General features: G+C 42.2%; 1 protein-coding gene. It reads left to right on the forward strand.

The window, feature by feature from the left end:
- Positions 1–918, forward strand: a 918-nt coding sequence (locus tag Q0779_RS23660; protein WP_298776717.1) for an AMP-binding protein, incomplete at both ends; no start/stop codon positions are given.

Raw genomic sequence — 918 nt, forward strand, 5'->3', positions numbered from 1 at the left:
TAGGGCATTAAACGAAGCGTTAGATGAGGAACTCAATGATGTCAACACACCTTTGCAACTCATCAATGTGGATGTGCTATTAGCGAATGGCGAGCAATCTAGCGATAACCTTGTTCCCGTCAGTAGCCCTGCTGATTTAGCCTATGTGATTTACACCTCCGGTACCACAGGGCAACCTAAAGGCGTGATGATAGAGCACTGCTCTGTGATAAACACGCTAACAGAATTAGAAAAAGCATATGATTTTACCGAAGGGGATAAAACGACAGCGTTTACATCTTATGTATTTGATGTATCCGTGTCTGAATGTTTTGTAGCAATAACAAAAGGTGTTGAAGTTCATTTATTATCTAACGATCATAGGGTCAGTCCAGAACTAATCTCTGACTATTTAATCAAACATCAGATTACTCATACCTATTTACCACCTGTTGTTTTATCTCAATTGGAGCAAATCACTTACCCCAGATTAAGGGTAGTGATTTATGCGGGTGAGCCTTGTGATGCAAAAACGGCGGGGTATTGGTCACATAAGGTTAAGTTGTATAACTATTATGGTCCAACAGAAGCCGCTATTTATACCCTTGGTAAGCAAATCCTTGATGATGAAGTTGAACAAATAGGATTAGCAATACAAAATGCGCAGGCTTATGTGTTAGACCAAGCCACTAACCCCGTTCCTATGGGCGTACCTGGTGAGTTGTATATCGGTGGTGCAGGGCTGGCGCGAGGCTATTTACATCGCCCCGAGCTCACGGCCGAGCGGTTTATTGACAATCCATTTGCGACGGCTTCTGATATCGAGAAAGGCTATACTCGATTATACAAAACAGGTGATTTAGTGCGTTATTTGTCTGATGGCAATTTAGAATATTTAGGCCGTTTGGATAACCAAGTTAAAATCCGCGGCTACCGTAT

It is taken from the genome of uncultured Shewanella sp. (assembly GCF_947491715.1).
Lineage (GTDB): Bacteria > Pseudomonadota > Gammaproteobacteria > Enterobacterales > Shewanellaceae > Shewanella.